This is a genomic window from Mesorhizobium sp. P2_F8 (assembly GCF_056403655.1).
On record NZ_JBFUFB010000015.1, the window covers coordinates 59,823 to 75,735 of the forward strand.

Annotated in this window: 17 protein-coding genes, 1 tRNA gene and 1 pseudogene; 11 read left to right on the forward strand and 8 right to left on the reverse strand. The window is 61.3% G+C overall.

Features of this window, described 5'->3' with window-relative positions; all coding sequences use genetic code 11:
- Positions 1–87: 87 nt before the first annotated feature.
- From AC1DZP_RS29285 to AC1DZP_RS29295, 3 genes are all read left to right on the forward strand, one after another.
- Complete coding sequence (locus AC1DZP_RS29285; protein ID WP_095081181.1) at positions 88–411, forward strand: integration host factor subunit alpha; 324 nt, start codon at positions 88–90, stop codon at positions 409–411.
- A 131-nt stretch (positions 412–542) separates the two neighbouring features.
- Positions 543–1,082: a MerR family transcriptional regulator gene (locus AC1DZP_RS29290; protein ID WP_477307211.1), complete on the forward strand. Its 540-nt coding sequence runs from the start codon at positions 543–545 to the stop codon at positions 1,080–1,082.
- Positions 1,083–1,173: 91 nt separating this feature from the next.
- A complete protein-coding gene (locus AC1DZP_RS29295) occupies positions 1,174–1,476 on the forward strand; it encodes a hypothetical protein (protein WP_477307212.1) in 303 nt (100 codons plus the stop codon).
- Between the two features lie 74 nt (positions 1,477–1,550).
- On the opposite strand, the gene AC1DZP_RS29300 is transcribed toward AC1DZP_RS29295, so the two are convergent.
- Together AC1DZP_RS29300 and AC1DZP_RS29305 are read right to left on the reverse strand one after the other, a co-directional pair.
- The gene (locus tag AC1DZP_RS29300; RefSeq protein ID WP_457153466.1) at positions 1,551–1,757 is read right to left on the reverse strand and encodes a hypothetical protein; all 207 of its coding nucleotides are present in this window, start codon (positions 1,755–1,757) and stop codon (positions 1,551–1,553) included.
- Between the two features lie 191 nt (positions 1,758–1,948).
- Positions 1,949–2,563 (reverse strand): hypothetical protein, encoded by a 615-nt coding sequence (locus AC1DZP_RS29305; protein ID WP_477307214.1) that lies wholly within the window; start codon positions 2,561–2,563, stop codon positions 1,949–1,951.
- A gap of 284 nt (positions 2,564–2,847) precedes the next feature.
- Between AC1DZP_RS29305 and AC1DZP_RS29310 the strand changes: the two genes are divergently transcribed.
- Entirely contained in the window at positions 2,848–3,132 is a 285-nt protein-coding gene (locus AC1DZP_RS29310) for a helix-turn-helix domain-containing protein (RefSeq protein WP_095081186.1), read from the forward strand.
- A gap of 173 nt (positions 3,133–3,305) precedes the next feature.
- On the forward strand, positions 3,306–3,764 hold the full coding sequence (locus AC1DZP_RS29315; protein WP_457153464.1) for a YbaK/EbsC family protein: 459 nt from the start codon (positions 3,306–3,308) through the stop codon (positions 3,762–3,764).
- Between the two features lie 35 nt (positions 3,765–3,799).
- Here the strand turns inward: AC1DZP_RS29315 and AC1DZP_RS29320 are convergent, their stop codons facing one another.
- Positions 3,800–4,372 (reverse strand): hydratase, encoded by a 573-nt coding sequence (locus AC1DZP_RS29320; RefSeq protein WP_477307217.1) that lies wholly within the window; start codon positions 4,370–4,372, stop codon positions 3,800–3,802.
- 965 nt (positions 4,373–5,337) lie between these two features.
- On the opposite strand from AC1DZP_RS29320, the pseudogene AC1DZP_RS29325 reads away from it, so the two are divergent.
- The 5 genes and pseudogenes from AC1DZP_RS29325 to AC1DZP_RS29345 form a co-directional block, all read left to right on the forward strand.
- Positions 5,338–5,563, forward strand: a pseudogene (locus AC1DZP_RS29325) (YbaK/EbsC family protein); the annotation flags it as partial.
- 96 nt (positions 5,564–5,659) lie between these two features.
- Positions 5,660–5,736 (forward strand) — tRNA-Pro (locus AC1DZP_RS29330).
- Positions 5,737–6,041: 305 nt separating this feature from the next.
- Positions 6,042–6,437, forward strand: coding sequence for a hypothetical protein (locus AC1DZP_RS29335; RefSeq protein WP_477307219.1), 396 nt, complete (start codon positions 6,042–6,044; stop codon positions 6,435–6,437).
- A gap of 538 nt (positions 6,438–6,975) precedes the next feature.
- Positions 6,976–7,203 carry a hypothetical protein gene (locus AC1DZP_RS29340; RefSeq protein WP_457153652.1) on the forward strand — a complete coding sequence of 76 codons (228 nt, stop codon included), beginning with the start codon at positions 6,976–6,978 and terminating at the stop codon, positions 7,201–7,203.
- Between the two features lie 47 nt (positions 7,204–7,250).
- Positions 7,251–7,442 (forward strand): hypothetical protein, encoded by a 192-nt coding sequence (locus tag AC1DZP_RS29345; protein WP_457153653.1) that lies wholly within the window; start codon positions 7,251–7,253, stop codon positions 7,440–7,442.
- Positions 7,443–7,793: 351 nt separating this feature from the next.
- Here the strand turns inward: AC1DZP_RS29345 and AC1DZP_RS29350 are convergent, their stop codons facing one another.
- The 4 genes from AC1DZP_RS29350 to AC1DZP_RS29365 all read right to left on the reverse strand — a co-directional run bounded on the left by AC1DZP_RS29350 (position 7,794) and on the right by AC1DZP_RS29365 (position 12,435).
- Positions 7,794–9,101, reverse strand: coding sequence for an O-antigen ligase family protein (locus AC1DZP_RS29350; RefSeq protein WP_457153654.1), 1,308 nt, complete (start codon positions 9,099–9,101; stop codon positions 7,794–7,796).
- Positions 9,098–10,636: an undecaprenyl-phosphate glucose phosphotransferase gene (locus AC1DZP_RS29355; protein ID WP_457153655.1), complete on the reverse strand. Its 1,539-nt coding sequence runs from the start codon at positions 10,634–10,636 to the stop codon at positions 9,098–9,100. Before AC1DZP_RS29355 ends, AC1DZP_RS29350 begins: the two co-directional genes overlap by 4 nt.
- 96 nt (positions 10,637–10,732) lie before the next feature.
- Entirely contained in the window at positions 10,733–11,863 is a 1,131-nt protein-coding gene (locus AC1DZP_RS29360) for a glycosyltransferase family 4 protein (RefSeq protein WP_457153656.1), read from the reverse strand.
- Between the two features lie 8 nt (positions 11,864–11,871).
- A complete protein-coding gene (locus AC1DZP_RS29365) occupies positions 11,872–12,435 on the reverse strand; it encodes a polysaccharide biosynthesis/export family protein (protein WP_095081215.1) in 564 nt (187 codons plus the stop codon).
- Positions 12,436–12,694: 259 nt separating this feature from the next.
- Between AC1DZP_RS29365 and AC1DZP_RS29370 the strand changes: the two genes are divergently transcribed.
- Positions 12,695–15,004, forward strand: a complete 2,310-nt coding sequence (locus AC1DZP_RS29370; RefSeq protein WP_477307222.1) for a GumC family protein — start codon at positions 12,695–12,697, stop codon at positions 15,002–15,004.
- A 13-nt stretch (positions 15,005–15,017) separates the two neighbouring features.
- On the opposite strand, the gene AC1DZP_RS29375 is transcribed toward AC1DZP_RS29370, so the two are convergent.
- Positions 15,018–15,854, reverse strand: coding sequence for a GNAT family N-acetyltransferase (locus AC1DZP_RS29375; RefSeq protein WP_477307223.1), 837 nt, complete (start codon positions 15,852–15,854; stop codon positions 15,018–15,020).
- Positions 15,855–15,913 lie beyond the last annotated feature (59 nt).

Genomic DNA, 15,913 nt, shown 5'->3' on the forward strand with positions numbered 1-15,913 from the left:
TTTCGGTCCTTGACCTTGCCGGATCAATTACTTAGGCTCTGCCGTTGTTGTGCCGAATTTAATGTTTTGAGCTGATGGGACGGTCGCATGGGGGGAAAGACACTTACGCGCGCCGACCTTGCCGAGGCTGTTTACCGGAAGGTCGGCTTATCGCGCACTGAATCGGCCGAACTTGTCGAAGCGGTGCTGGACGAGATCTGCGAAGCGATCGTGCGTGGCGAGACGGTGAAGCTGTCGTCCTTCGCGACATTCCACGTCCGTTCCAAGAACGAGCGCATCGGCCGCAATCCCAAGACTGGCGAAGAGGTGCCGATCCTGCCGCGCCGGGTGATGACCTTCAAGTCGTCGAACGTACTGAAGAGCCGCATCTTGCGGTCCCATCAAAGCGGCAAGGCCAAGGGCAGTAAGTAGCCTCGCTCGGCTCAGCGGTTGAAAACGGCGCCGCGCCATGACGCCGGGCTTGAATATTGTTTCACAAACCGCTGAAATGAGGCCCGATTCGGCAGGTAGGCCGGATCATCGTCCAGCGTGAGGATTCGCCCATGGACAAGAGCCCCGACGCCTTTCGTACCATCAGCGAGGTCGCCGAAGATCTCGACCTGCCGCAGCACGTGCTGCGCTTCTGGGAAACGCGTTTCAATCAGATCAAGCCGATGAAGCGCGGTGGCGGCCGCCGTTACTACCGGCCGCAGGATGTCGAACTGATCAAGGGCATCCGCCATATGCTCTACGACCAAGGCTACACCATCAAGGGCGTGCAGAAGCTGCTGCGCGAGAACGGCAATCATTTCCTGGTCGCCATCGGCAATGGCGACATGGCCGCCGTCGAGGCGATCTCGCAGCGCCGGCAGGCCGATCAAGTGCTGTTGACGCCTGCGGCCCAGCCGCGCGGCATGGATGACGAACTGGTTGGCCAGCCGCGCGTCAAACCCAGCCGCCGCTTTTTCGGCCTGGGCAAGAGCGACGAGGACGGTCCGGTTCAGCCGGACGCGTCGAAACTCTCGCGCGACAATCGCGCCCTGCTGCAGGAAGCGCTGTTCGACCTCCTGGAATGCAAGCGACTGCTCGATCAGGTGCGCTGACCGCCAACTGAGCAATGTCGGCCGGTCGAAAACCGGAACCCGCCTTGGCGTGAGGCGTTACGTTTCCTTCTGCAATTGAAGGAAAAACGTCATGGCATCATATTCGACCCTCTCGGACATCGACCTCGACAAGCAGGTCGCGGCTCTCACCAGGGAATTGGCCAGCCTGAAGAAGGCGGTGTCCAGACGCGGCGGCGCCTATTACGAAGACGGTCGCGATGCCGCGCTCGACACCTATGCCGATCTTGCAGGGCGTCTGCGGGATGCGATGCCGGCCATACGCAAGCAAGGCAGGGTCGTCGAGAAATCGGCGCGCGACCATCCGGCCGCGGCCGTCGCGGTCGGCCTTGTCATGGTCGGTCTCGTTGCCAGTCTGCTGTTCAGCCGGCGCTGAATCGTATCGCATTGCCACGAGAAGACCAGCCTTGAACAGCCAAGGCCGGTCTTCTCGTTGGCAGTCTGGTATGCCTAGGCCTTCTTCATGTCGTGGTGATGATGATGGTAGTGGTGATGGTAGTGATGGCGGTGATGGACAGGATGGTAGGGATGATGATGGTGGTGATGATGCTGTGCCATCGTGGCCGGAGCGGCATCCGCACTCGTCGCGCCGATCACCGGCACCGTGAAAGCAAGTGCAACCGCAAGCCCGAGGGCCGAGAGGAGGGACGTCTTCATGGGTCGTTTTCCTTTTTTAGCAAGTCGATCGAGTCGATGACCCGATCGCCGCGAATGGGATTACGCTCCTGAATTTTTTCCTCGTTATTTCCCGGCTGTAGAATTTTGTTTCTCGACTGTTTCTAAGCAAATCGGGCTTCCACCATCATCATCGCCAAGGCCGAAAGGCCATGCTTTCCCGCCTGTTTTGCCTACATTGGCGGGGCCACGCCATTGTTTCCAACCACCACGCGGCCGGAACTCAGCGTGCCGTCAGCCGCTCGCTCAGCCGTGACGACGACCGTCGCACCTGGCTTGAGGTCGGTCGGCGTGGCCGGCGCGAAGGTCACGACAGGTGTGGTGTCGGGTATCGAAATCTTCTTCGTCTGCCCATTGTCATAGGTCAGCGTGACGGCTCGGCCGTTTATGTCGGTGACGTCGGCCACGGTGCCGTTGGTCATGCGGCTGTTGGGCTGCAGGTCCCAGGGGCGGTCGCCCTCGCCAGTGCCTTTCAAGGCTGCCGGAAAGACCACAACTTCCAGCGCGCCGCTGCCGCCATCGGCTTTCGATACGGAGGCGATGCCGAGGAAATCGCCTTGCTTGATGTCCTTCACGGATGCGCTGGCGATGCCTGATATCTTCCAGCCGGCATTGAGCTTGATGGCGGAGGTATCACCCTGGCGGGTTTTCACGGTGAGCAGCGATGGCTCGAAACTGGCCACAGTGCCGCGCACGCGCAGCGTGTCCGCCGCTTGGGCACCGCCGACACCGGCAGCGGAAAGGCTGGAAATCGTGCCGAGCACGACGATGATTGTCTTCAAGTTCATTATAGAAATCCTTCCGGGAACGGCTGGCTGGAACCGGATGGTTTTCAGGCCAGCGACTCAGGGAATAACGAACGGGCGCGTCGAAACTGCCGGACAAAGCGTGATTGCACGGTCAAAACAACTTGATCGCGACGTGTGCGCAATCCGGCCGCGCAAGGCGCCTGCTTCACGATAGCGTGACGGTCAGATTGGTACTTGGCAAATCGCTGGCGAGCGGGCATGTTCCCGGTCGTCTCAGGCAACTTCGTCATTTGATCAAACTCTTTCAGCTTACGGAGTTGCCAATGCCCAACACTGCAAAAAGCGAAGCCCTCTCCGAATCGGTAGCCAATGAGATCGGGCCGGATTACAGCACCCTCAGAGCGATGCGGGAGACCCGCGGCTACAGTGTGGAAAAGCTTTCCCTGACATGCGGTCTGGCTGCCGACGAGATTGAGGATATCGAGAGCGGTAAGGTGACCGATCCGTCGAAGCTGCGTCGTATTGTGTCCGCGCTTCGACTTCCCCAGGACGCTTTGATCGCTTCGGCTGTGCACACGCCGGCCGCGCAAGGTCGATCCCTGGCATAGTTCAACGACAGGCATGCCCGACAACCCGCCAAGGAATAGCCTTGGCGGGTTTGTTTTTGTGGTGCGGCGGCCGCCCTGCCGGAGCCGGGGCTTGTCGAATTGTATGTGGCACGTGTTTATACGCGCGGCAGCTCAGTCCGCTGTCCAACATTCCTGAACTATGGGTTTTCGATATGAGCCTGGAATCCGTTCGCGCCTTCTTCGCCGCTCACGCGCCCGACATCGAAGTCATCGTGACCGAAGCGAGCTCGGCAACGGTGGCACTGGCGGCCGAGGCGCACGGCGTGCTGCCGGCGCAAATCGCCAAGACGATCTGCCTGCGCGTCGGCGAGCGCACCATGCTGGTGGTGACCAGCGGCATCGCCAGGCTGGATAACCGCAAGTGCAAGGACCAGTTCGGCGGCAAGCCGCGCATGCTCGACGCCGCGGAGGTTATCGAAGCAACCGGTCACCCGGTCGGCGGTGTCTGTCCCTTCGGCCTGCCGGCGCCGCTGCCGGTCTACTGCGACATGTCACTGCGCGAATTCGACGAGGTCGTGCCCGCCGCCGGCGCCACCAACGCCGCCGTGCGGCTCAGCCCGCAGCGCATGGTCGATCTCATTGGCGGCGAATGGGTCGATGTCTGCCAATAGCGATCAAGCAATGCTTTGCACCGCGCTGCGTCTGGCTATCGGAATTGGAGTTGCACCGGCTTCAAGGCTATCCCGCGGACGTCTGTAGTCCAGGTTTCGCCAGCCACTGCCGGCATCGCCTCGGTGAGCGTGCCGGTCGTGATGATTTCGCCGGCTCGCAACGGGTCGCTCGAGGAATTGGCTGCGATTTCCGCCAGAAGAAAGCGAAGTGCCTTGAAGGGGCTTCCCAGCACGCTGGCGCCGCCGCCGCTCCGCACCAAGCCGTCCCCGCGCTCTATCGTGATCGTAAAACTTGACAGCTGATCGGCCCAGATCGCGGGATTTTCCGTTATCAGCTGCCGATCACCAATCAACAGCTTGGCATGTACGCCATAGGCGGCCACGGCGTCGGCGGCTGTGAAAACCCACCCTGGAAAGATCGAATGAACAATCTCGAAACCAAGCGCAATCCAGTCGACACAGCCGACAAGTTCATCCTCGCTCATGGAGACATCTGGAACGCTCCCCAGATGCAAGATGATTTCCGGTTCAATGCGTGGCTCGGCCAGGCCCGCCAACGAGTACATTCCGCCCTTCTCCGGCAGATCGCCGACTGTGCTGTCGAACATGTAGTTCCAGATTGGCCCCGAAATGCCATAGCCGCTCCAGACGGAGCGGTTGGTGAAGCCGATCTTGCGGCCGACGACCTTCTCGCCTCTGGCGCCCCGTACCGCGCGAACGCTCGTGGCGACGTCGTATCCATCTGTAAGGCCGAATTGGGGAAAGCGGCTGGAAAAGGTCGGGACCTGTCGTCCCGTACCGAGAAGTGCGATTGCCTCCTGGGCAATCCGATCAAGCATTTGGGCCCGCTTCCGCAGCGTCATGATCTCATTGTATCAGCGGCGGGGAAATTGGATACGGATGCTCCCGAATGATGTCCCCGACGCGACTTTGGTGAAGCTTCGCGATTGGTTCGGCCCCGACGCGCCGGCAAATCCCGGCGCGAGGAGCATGTCACCAGCCCCGATTTTCGTTGAGCCAGTATGCACCAAAACAGCCGAATTGGGATGGGAGACCAAGGCGCCGTTTGGCATCAAATTCCATCTCCGATAGAGACCAGGATGAGTTGTTCTAGGTCACATTGGGCACGATGGTGTACCCATCCTCCACCAATATCAGTCTCATTTCCTGGAAGTGCCTTTTGAAGCCGCTCTCAATTTGGCTTCTCGGATAGCGTCGACCTTGCAAGCAAGCTCGCCTCAGAATGTCGGAATACATCTGGGTGCTGACAAGTCTCAAAGTTTCTTCGGAGATCGGCTTGTAAGGTAGGCCCTCCTCGGACCAGCATTCTCCTGCCGACGCCACCAGCATCGCGGCCAACTGGCTTGCCAAGAACCTCTCCACCTTCGGCCCTTCCGACTATCATATTAGTCATGATTAATATGGCGGGCAACTCTCTCGGAGAGGGGTGGGCCAGATTGCAGCACCCTCAGAGCAATGCGGGAAACCCACGGCTACAATGTGGAAAATCGTTCCCTGATATGCGGTCTGGCTGCCGACGAGATTGAGGATATCGAGAGCGGCAAGGTGACCGCGCATGCTCGACGCCGCGGAGGTTGTCGAGGCAACCAGCCACCCGGTCGGCTGCGTCTGCCCGTTCGGCCTGCCGGCGCCGCTGCCGGTCTATTGCGACGTATCGCTGCGCGAATTCGACGAGGTCGTGCCCGCCGCCGGCGCCACCAACGCCGCCGTGCGGCTCTGCACCGCAGCGCGTTGTTGGCCTTACCGGCGCCGATTGGGTCGCTGTCTGCAAAGGCTAGCTAAGAGGCTCGCCGGCACCCGCGATCGCATCGGCGCGATCGCTGCCGAATTTCGGTTGACCCGGGCGGGGTTATCACGATACATCGCGACCGGTCCGGAGTGTAGCGCAGCCCGGTAGCGCACTTGACTGGGGGTCAAGGGGTCGTCGGTTCGAATCCGGCCACTCCGACCATTTAAAAAACAAGGACTTACCCCCAAAGTCCTACCTTCCAAAAATAGCTGAAAAATCCGTCTGGGTAACAAAACCGACGAATGACAACAAGCAGATACAGGACAAAGCGGCCCAGGTAGCCACCACGGCTCTCCCAAGTAACTGAAGAGCCGTGGCTACCGCCCCCCGGCCTATGCTGCTGCATATTAGAGCCAGCTTACGGAAGTTTGCGTGCAACGCAATATCTTTGTTGCGCTGCACCATGATTTTCTGCCGGCCGCCCATCGCGGTCGGCACTACCGGCCTCGCCGGTTTCTCCAGATGGGATGACCACCCATGACCAACTCATCATTCATCAGCAGACCACGCTTGCTGTGCCGCGAAAGCAGCGGGGAGCCGTTTCACTGCAATACGAAAGAAGAGCGTGCTGCCCTACGCGCCAGGCTGGCCATGAACAAGCAGGACGAGCAACGTCGCATGGACGCCTGAGCGGCTACGACTTCTTTGAGGATCTCGTAGAGGCTGGAATTGTTGAGAACCGCCGCGAGGTGCCGCGCGATTTGGCAGAGGAAACTTGGCGTCGCATTGGCAATGATGTTCTCGATTACATGGTGGAATTCCACCGTGGCTTCGTGCCCCCGGAGCGGCCTATCTGGGCAGAGCGTGAGTTCGGCCCACCCGATAGGAAGAAGCGGCACGCTGGGACGCGCTGGAGGGAATAGGCGTCGCGCAGAATCATCTGCATCTTCCGCGGTCGATGTGGCCGCGGTTTATGGTCGACGCCTGCGGATGAAGAGGATCTCTGAAATAGGATTGCCAACTTGTAACTTGGAAAATGGGGAAAACAAGTATTTACAAGGCCATCTCGCTTGGCTGCTCGATGATTTGGAAATCAAAGATCCCCATGGAAAAGGTGAACGTGCCGCCGTCTGCTTTATCCGGAGTCTACGCCACCCTAAGTCGCGGTTTTAAGGGCGAGGATTTCAACTTGATGTTTAGCAAGAGCGTCTTATTCGTAGAGTACACGGAAACACGCTTGAAGAGAGCGCGCGCAAAATCAAAACGGTCTGTGCCCTCCTTCCTGGCGGCAGTGTCGCTGCGAGCGGATAATGACAATCCGGGAACGGAGTTTTAGGTAGGAGCGCCGGCCGCCTAAATCGGCCACTTCGCTCACCGCTCTGGAAGGGCAGATCTACGGCAAGGTTGTTCAAGTGTTGAGACAGAAGCTCCCTAATCCAGCGTAGGTCGGGCGGCTCTCTGATGCGCGATAGCGAACTGACTGCGCGACCGGGCAAGGGCTGGACACCTTGGGAAGAGGGTCAAGGCGACTCCGACATCGAAAAGATATGGTGGGCGCTCAATCGATTTCCGAATCCGGTCTGCTCAACCACCAAGAAACCCGAAATGCGGATCCCTTTTATTGTGCCCGCCGCAGGAGCAACCGGCGGCAACCACATGGTTCCGTTGTGGACCTGCCTACCGTCGTGACATGATAGCAGTCAAGACTGCCTTCATTGTCTCGCAGGAATGGTCGTATGGACAAGAAAGAAGCCGCCCAGGAGATAATGCAGATCGTAAGAGGCGATCTGGCGAGCGCTAGAGACGCGGCACAAGGACAGCCATCCTGGCGACTGATCGATGAGGCGATGTCCAACCTTAGGCGGATCGCCTCGATTTTGAACCACGATGACAGAGAGCCGCTCAAACCCGCCAATTTTAATTATTAAAGTCTCCGTCTGCCATCCCCGATACCAAGCGCACCGTCACAGCATCGAAACTGCGGTAATCTCGGCTGACTCTGCGCTCTTCTTGAAAGGTCCGAAAAGGAGGTTGACGTGAAGATCAGGACGACAAGACACAATCACCCCGGAGAACCCGGCGTCATTCTGCTAGACCAGTCATTGCAACACATGATCGTGGCGACCGACATACGTGATGGCGCAACGACACTGTTCGGGACGGTAAATCTGCAGGTGAATTATTCCGGGCAGTACGACATCAGAGTCGAATTATCGCCAGGGGAACTGACGCAGGTCTACCAACTACTGGCCAAAATCTTCTCGAGAAAATACAGGAACTTACGAGCGCTCAAACTCCTTGACGCTCGCAAACCAACCGCCTTCTACAGCTCGCCTTCCACCTTGGGCTTTTACCGGGTTCGGCCGCAACAGCCGCTGGTGCCTGTACTCAAGCGCGATGGCGCCCCAGATCAGGCCGAGCAGCAGGTAGACATGGCGCCAGTGATCGATGTCGATGAAGGTGCCGAGCCCGATATTGCCGATGAAGGCGACATAGGCGCACAGCAGATAGGGCTGCCACGGCCGGTCGCGCAGCAGGATGCGGAATCCGGCTGCTATCGTCCAGGCGACGAGAGTCAGGAACGACACGAAGCCGAGCCAGCCATAGTCCATCAGCATCTTCAGCCAGATATCGTGCGTGTCTTCGCCAAAGATCGTGCCGAAGACCAGCGGGCCGATGCCGAACGGATGCTCGAGCGCCATCTGGAACCCGATTGCGTAGCGGGCGAAGCGGCCGAGGCGAGCGGTGTCGTAACTCTGTTCGAGATGGGCGCGGTTGGAAAACATCTCCGACACGCCGGGCAGTTGCAAGATGACGATCATGGCGACGACCAGCAGCGACAGTGCCGCGACCGTCATCACCACCACGCGCAGTCGGAACATGCCGCTGGCGCTCTGCAGGAACAGGCAGCCGGTGAGCAGGACAGCCGAAACGGCGAACATGCCCCAGGCGCCGCGCGAGAAGGAAAAGAAGATGCCGGCGGTTATGATCAGCAGCGGCACCGCCAGCAGCGGCATGCGCGTGACCGGCCCGGTCAAAAGCAGATAGAGCAAATAGATACCGGGCAGCACCAGGAACGGGCCGAACACATTCGGGTCCTGGAAGGCACCGGCGGCCCGGTCGTATTTGGTGAACATCTCGGCGCCCGGAAAGGCGTGGAAATAGCCCGCTATGCCAAGCAGAGAGGTTATCACCGCCGACACGACATAGGCGAAGAAGATCAGCCGGTAGAGGCTGGGTTGCACCGCGGTCACCGAGGCGAAGAACACCGCGGTGAAGGCGAGAAACAGCGAGACGGCGAGATAGAGCGGCGTGTTGGCGAGATCCGCCATCTGCGTCATCGCCATCATGCCACCGATGTTCATCGTCACCAGCAGCACCAGCAGCGGCATTGCCGCGCGCGACAGCCTGAGGCCGAATAGACCCCAGATGGCGATCAGCCCGGCCATGTAGAGTTCATAGGGCGCCGGTTCGCTGATGACGAAGCCGGACAGGAATATGCCGACGAACACCGCGGCTGAGGAAATCAGCGCTATCAGCTTGGCGTTGACCGCGGCCTGCGGCAGCTCATGGGAAATCGCGCTCAATAGGCGTTTTCCGTGTTCAGCAGCCGGGCGGGCGTCAGGAACAGGATCCGCAAGTCGAACAGCAGCGACCAGTTCTCGATGTAATAGAGGTCGTACTCCGTCCGCATGCGGATCTTCTCGTTGGTGTCCATCTCGCCGCGCCAGCCATTGATCTGCGCCCAGCCGGTGACGCCGGGCTTGACCTTGTGACGCGCGAAATAGCCGTCGACCACTTCGTTGTAGAGAAGGTTGTGCGACTGCGCGGCGATGGCGTGTGGACGCGGGCCGACCAGCGACAATGAACCCAGCAGCGAGTTGAAGAACTGCGGCAGCTCGTCGATCGAGGTCTTGCGGATGAAGCGGCCGACGCGGGTGACGCGCGGGTCGTTCTTGGTCACCGTCTGCTTGGCGGTCGGGTCGGCCTTGTCCGTATACATCGAACGGAACTTGTAGACTTCGATGATCTCGTTGTTGAAGCCGTGCCGCTTCTGGTGAAACAGCACCGGTCCCTTGCTGTCGAGCTTGATGGCGATGGCGGTCGCCAGCATCACCGGCGAGAACACGACGATGCCGATCAGGCTGAAGACGATGTCGAAGGCGCGCTTGGCGACCGAATCCCAGTCGTTGATCGGCCTGTCGAAGATATCGAGCATCGGCACCGAGCCGATGTAGGAATATGCGCGCGGGCGAAACTGCAGCGCGTTGGAATGCGCCGACAGCCGGATGTCGACCGGCAACACCCACAGCTTCTTCAACAGCTGCAGCACGCGCGATTCGGCGGTCAGCGGCAGCGATACGATCAGCATGTCGATGCGGGCGATGCGGGCGAACTCGATCAGCTCCGAAATGGTACCGAGCTTGGGATAGCCGGCGACGATGGGCGGTGAGCGCTTGTCGCCGCGATCGTCGAAGATGCCGCAGATGCGGATGTCGTTATAGGGCTGCTTTTCGACCGAGCGGATCAGCATCTCAGCCGCCTTGCCACCGCCGACGATGACGGCGCGCCGCTCCATGCGGCCATCGCGCGCCCAGCGCCGGATCAGCTTCGACATCACCAGTCTGAGGCCGAAGAGGAGAACGAAGCCGATGACGAACCAGGTGCCGAGCAGAAGGCGCGAATAGTCTTCCGACATCTTCATGACGAATGCCATCAGCGCCATGAGGGCGAAAGTGCCGGCCCAGACCAGCAGCACGCGGCCGAAATTGGCGATGGGCCGCATGAGGGCCACGATCTGGTAGCAGTCGGTGACGTCGAGCAGCACCACGGCAAGGAACGACGAAGCGGCGATCGTCAGCGGGTATTGCCAGGCGAGATAGTTGAAGAACCCGACATAGTAGAAATAGATGCCGAGCCCGGACACCAGCAGCAAGCCGAATTCGACCATGCGCAGCACGCCGCTGACCATGATCGGCGACATGGTATCGCGCCTGTACTGCGAGGCGACCTGGCGGGCGACATCGTTCATGCCGCCGGGCGGCGTGTCGCCTTCGGCCGGGCCGTCGAATTTACGCACCGCCTCTGGTGAAAAGCGGCGCGCGGGGTCGATCTCGTTCATGGGGCTTTCCGCAAGCTTCCCTACGGTGAATAGCAAAAGAGAGCTAAGAAAGCCTTGAAACAACAAGTGGCTTTGAAACGGCCTGGGGCTTGAGGCCTATTTGTTGATCGCGGCGAAGTAGGCCTTCTCGATGTCGGCGGCCATCACATCGGCGCCGAAGCGTGCCTTGAGGCTGGCGCCATCCGGCATCAGCTTGCGATAGGCGGCGAGGTCGCCCAGCGCCTGGCTCACCTTGTCGGCAAGCTCGACTGGGCCAGGCCGGATCAGGGCAGGGGAGCCGGAGCCGAAGATTTCCGGTATGCCGCCGACCGACGTGGCGATCATCGGCTTTCCCGCGGCGAGCGTCTCCAGGACGATATAGGGCATGGCTTCGGCCCGCGAGGGAACGATGACGAGTGCCGCCAGCGCGAAAGCCTCCCTGGCCGGCATCGGCGGCAGGAAGCGGACGTAGCCCTCAAGCCCGAGGCGTTTCACCTGGGCGTGGTAGCGGGGTAGGTCGTCGCCGGAGCCAACCATCACCGCGGTCAGCGCGCGGCCGAGCCGGGGGCCGGCGAGGGCCAGCGCGTCGATGAAGATGTCGGGACCCTTCAGGTCGCGCATCATGCCGATATAGAGCAGATCGGCTGCGTCGGCCCCGGTGATTGCGGGCTCGAATTCGGCGGCGCGCAATCCATTGTAGACCAGGGTGTTGGGGATCTGCGGCTCCCCGACCTTGCGGCGATAGGTTCGCCTTTCGTAGTCGGAGACAAAAAGCAGGTGGTCGGTGAAGAGCGCCATGAAGCGCTCGAGCGCGAAGAACAGCTTTCCGGTGGTCGTGTGCTCGTCATAGTGGAGAGAGCCACCATGCGGCGAATAAAGGCGGGCTACGCGAGACCTTGATACCCGCAACAATGAGCCGAACAGACGGGTATAGGCGCCACCCTTGGCGCCGTGCCCGTGCAACACGTCCGGCCGCAATTCCTTGATGATCCTGTAAGTGCGCCAGGCCGACGCAAGGTCGCCCGGGCCGACATGGCGCTGCATCGGCGTGCGATGGATGCCGAGCGCCAGCATATCCTTCATCTGCTCGAACAGACGTTCCTCGAACTCGCCGCCCGTCGTCGAATCGCAGACGATGCCGACAGAATGTCCGGCAGCGACCTGCGCCTCGGTCAGGTCGCGCACATGGCGGAAAATTCCTCCGACGGGTGAGCGAAAGCAATGGACGATCCTGAGGTTGTCCACCACGTGGGTCGTCAGAACAGGCGTTCGCGGACGTAGACCGTATCGCCCGGCAGCAGCGGGTCGGACGTGACCACGCGGCCGGTCATCACCTTACCGTTGATGTCGCGGGTGATGTCGACGCTTTCCTGATTGGCGCGCGGGGTGAAACCGCCAGCGATGGCGATTGCCTTCTGCACCGTCAGGCCGGGGACGTACGAGTATTGGCCGGCAGCACCAACTTCGCCCATGACGAAGATCGGCCGGTAGCGGTCGATCTCGACCGAAACGTCGGGATCGCGCAGATAGCCTTGTCGCAATTTGTCGGCGATTTCCTTTTCCATCTGCTGCGCTGTGTGGCCGCGCGCCGGTACGGCGCCGACAAGCGGGAAGGAGAGGTAGCCGGACTGGTCGACGCTGTAGGTGTTGGTCAGCCCGTCCTGCTCGAACACGGTGACCCGGACGCGGTCGCCGGCGCCAAGACGATAGGGCTGTTCGAGCACCTCGTGGAAGGCTGCCGGCGTCGGCCGGTAGCTGGAACAGCCGGCAAGCATCGATACGGCAAGCAGCGCGCGAAACAGGGAAGCAGTGCTTTTCATGACCGGACAGGTACCTTCGACTGGTCGCTGCAGCCCCGCAGCAACTCTAGGGATCGAGGTCCGTTATCATCCTGTTAGGGTTAATGGCCGGTAAAGGGAGCGGCCGACACGGCGCGCGCCGGCGAGAGTTTTCCGATTTTTTGGCGGTTTTGTTTTGGCGTCCGCCAGTAAACCCTAACGCAAACTTACGGCTATCTTAACGGCTGAGTTACCATAGTTGTTTACGGTGTGTCCTGACCCAGTATCGGAGTAGGGATGCATGTCCGTTCAGTCCGCGGCCGCAGATGTTGACGTCGATCTCAGGCAGCTCTTCGCCAGCCTGGCGAGGAACTGGCTGCGCATCCTGGTCGTCGCACTGGTGGTGACCGGCGCGGCTCTCGCGCTCGCCTCGTTTGCCACGCGCCACTACAAGGCTCAGACCCAGGTAGAGATTGCGCCGCGTGAGTCCGTTTATACGCGGCCGGCCAGCAACAACGACGCCGACAAGCCAATTCTCGATGAACAGGGCGTCGCCACCCAGGTCCAGATCATTTCCTCCAACGAAATCCTCAAGCAGGTCGCGCAAAAGCTTGGTCTGGAGAAGCTGCCCGAGTTCGACGAAGCACTCGACATGTCGCCGTTGAGCCGCGCTCTGGTCCTCGTCGGTCTGAAGAGCGACCCGATGGAAATTCCGACGGAAGAGCGCGTCCTCAAGAAAATGCATGAGAAGCTCAACGTCTATAGCGTCGAGAAGACCCGCATCATTGCCATTGAGTTCTCATCGGAAGATCCCAAGCTCGCGGCTGCCGTACCAGATGCCATTGCCGCCGCCTATATTGCGGGGCAAGGGGCCGCCAAGCTCGAATCGAACAACGCCGCCGCTGATTTTCTGGCGCCGGAGATCGCCGACCTGCAGCAGAAGGTTAGGGATGCCGAGGCCAAGGTTGCCACCTACCGTGCACAATCCGATCTTTTGATGGGCGGCAACAATTCGGTGCTTGCCACGCAGCAGCTTTCCGAACTGTCGAGCGAACTGATGCGTGTGCGCGCCAACCGCGCCTCGGCGGAAGCGACCGCCGACAGCGTGCGCAAGGCGTTGCAGGGCGGCGGTTCGCTCGATGCCGTGCCTGAGGTCTTGTCTTCCGATCTGATCCAGCGCCTGCGCGAGCGGCAGGTCGAGCTCAGGGCCAACATCGCCGATCTTTCCACCACCTTGCTCGACAATCATCCGCGCATCCGGGCGTTGAAGTCTCAGCTTGCCGATCTCGACGGCCAGATCCGCAACGAGGCGCAAAAGCTGATGAAGGGTCTGATGACCCAGGCGCAGACCGCGCAGGCTCGTGAGAACCAGCTTGTCGCCGACGTCAACACATTGAAGGCGGCATCGGCCCGCGCCGGCGAACAGCAGGTCGAGCTTGATGCCTTGCAGCGTGATGCGGCCGCCAAGCGCCAGCAGCTCGAATCGTACCAGGCGAACTACCTCAGCGCGGCGTCGCGCAAGGATCGCAACTATCTGCCCGTCGATGCAAGGGTGGTTTCCCTGGCGCAGGTGCCGTCCGAGCCGTATTTCCCGAAGGTCCTGCCCATCGTCAGTGCCGCCTTCGTCGCATCGCTGCTGGTCATGGCCATCGTGACGCTCCTAAGGGAGCTGTTTTCTGGCCGCGCCATGCGGCCGGCGACCGGTTCCCGCTTCGAACGCATCGATGAGGTCGCGATGCCCCATGTAGCTCAGGCGCTGGATAGGGTCGCGATGCCGGCTGTCCACCAGGAGCCCGCCGTCCTCCAGGACCCTATCCTTCGCCCGGAGATGGGAGAAGGTCCGGCTGACACGAGGTCGGAGCCCTACACAGCCGTGATGCCCTATGCCACCGCGATGCCCGAGATCGATGCGCCTTATGCGCATGCGGCCGAAGCGCCTGATATGGTCGCGATGACCGAAGCAGCGACAGCGCAGGAGACGGCTGCCGAGGCCGAACCGGTGCGTTCCACTCTGGGCGAGATCGACATTGAGAAGGCCGCCGAAAAGCTGATCGCCAGCGGTGCGGCGCGCGCCATATTCGTCTCGCCGGAGGGCGACGAGGCCGCCGCGTCGGCGGTCCTGGTGGCACGCGAGGTCGCCGACGCCGGCCTGCGCGTCCTGTTGCTGGACCTTACCGCTTCGGGGGCCGCCTCGCGGCCGATGCTGGACAGCGGCCTTTTCCCCGGCATCACCAACCTGCTCGCTTCGGAAGCGCAGTTCAGCGACGTCATCCATGCCGATCTCTATTCTGACTGCCACGTCATTCCTGTCGGCACCGCCGATCCGGTCCGCGCCATGCGCGCCGCCGACCGGCTGCCGATCATCATGCAGTCGCTGACCACAGCCTATGATCTGGTGGTGGTCGAATGCGGACCGGCCGACGCGCAAGGCATCAGCCGTCTGGCCGGCGATGCGACCGAGGTGTTGCTGTCCATGCTGGAGCCGGACGATGAAGTGACGCAGGCCGCGGTCAAGCTGATCGAAAGTGGCTATCCCGACCTGACGCTGGTGACGCCGCTCGGCCACGAACCGCCCGGCAATCCGGTGCCGGGACGGCGCTCGGCGGCCTGACGCTCCGCCTGATCTATCCCAATTCTAGGGTCGTCACGCCGAACAGCCGCTGCAGGCCGAGCTCCGGGGCCGGGCCCTTGTACATGCGGGTGGTCTTGAAGGTCGGCGCAAAGCCGGCCGCCTCGAGTGCCGCAATGAAACCGGCCTTTTCGGCGGGAACGTCGATGTGCAGGTCGCCGCCCTCGCAGGCCCCCGCCAGTCCGTCCAGCAGCTGCAGCGCCGTGTCGTCGCTGTCGGCAAACAGCGGGCCGATCTTGAAGCCCGAGCGGCACGGTCGAGCCACGCCATAGCCGGTGGTACCGCGCGGGCTGACCGCCGCCAACGCATGATGCGGCGCCTGCAGCCATCGCTGCAGGAAGGCTCGCCGGGGTGCCGGAAAACAATATCCGTCATAAGCGATGATGTCGGGCACGAGCTTGGCCGTCACGGTGCGCAACCCATCGGCCTTGACCGTCGAACCTGCCGCGCGGCCGCTATAGCGGATGGTCTCGTAGGCGGGTTCGAAGCCCTTGCGCCTGTAATTGGCGCGCTGCTCGGCGACACCGTCGAGGCCGACGGTCCTGCCGGCAAGCCTGCCCATGCCGGCGTCCCACACCGCCTTGCCGTAGCCTTTGCCGCGCTTGTCCGGCCGGCAGATGTAGAGGCCGATGAAGCCGAATCCGCTTCCATAGGCCACTGCCGAGATTGCCGCGACCATTTCGTCGCCGGCAAAGGCGCCGATAAAGCCTGCGGGATCCGCAGCCTGGAACATCGCCGCGTCTTCAAGACCAGGGTTCCAGCCTTCCGCCGCCGCCCAGTCGATGAGAACCGCCAACTCATGCAGTGACAGCGTGCGGATGGTCGGCATCATCGTCCTCACTCCGTGGCGACAAATGCAGGCTTTGACGACATCGAGGCCGATCTCGATCC